Source organism: Stenotrophomonas sp. SrG, from assembly GCF_050031795.1.
Taxonomy (GTDB): Bacteria; Pseudomonadota; Gammaproteobacteria; order Xanthomonadales; family Xanthomonadaceae; genus Stenotrophomonas; species Stenotrophomonas rhizophila_A.
In genome coordinates, this window is the sequence record NZ_JBNBBE010000843.1 from 1 (window position 1) to 244 (window position 244).

The 244-nt window shown below is 69.7% G+C and carries 1 pseudogene; it reads right to left on the reverse strand.

The window, feature by feature from the left end:
* Nucleotides 1-244, reverse strand: a pseudogene (locus ACQG3P_RS21915) (polyamine ABC transporter ATP-binding protein); the annotation flags it as partial.

A 244-nucleotide genomic window follows, 5' to 3' on the forward strand; every position in this document is an offset into this window, starting at 1 on the left:
CTCCGGGCGCAGCGCGAACGCCACCGGCTGCCCTGCGTAGCCGGTCATGCCGTGCGCCACGTAGATGGGCGCCGGGAACAGCGGCGTGCGCACGGTGACGTACTCGGGCCGGTCCTCGTCGATCACCCCGTCGAACAGGTTGACCGAGCCGATGAAGCCGGCCACGAAGCGGTTGGCCGGCTGTGCGTAGATCTCGTCCGGCGTGCCGACCTGCTGGATCCAGCCGGCATCCATGACCGCTATG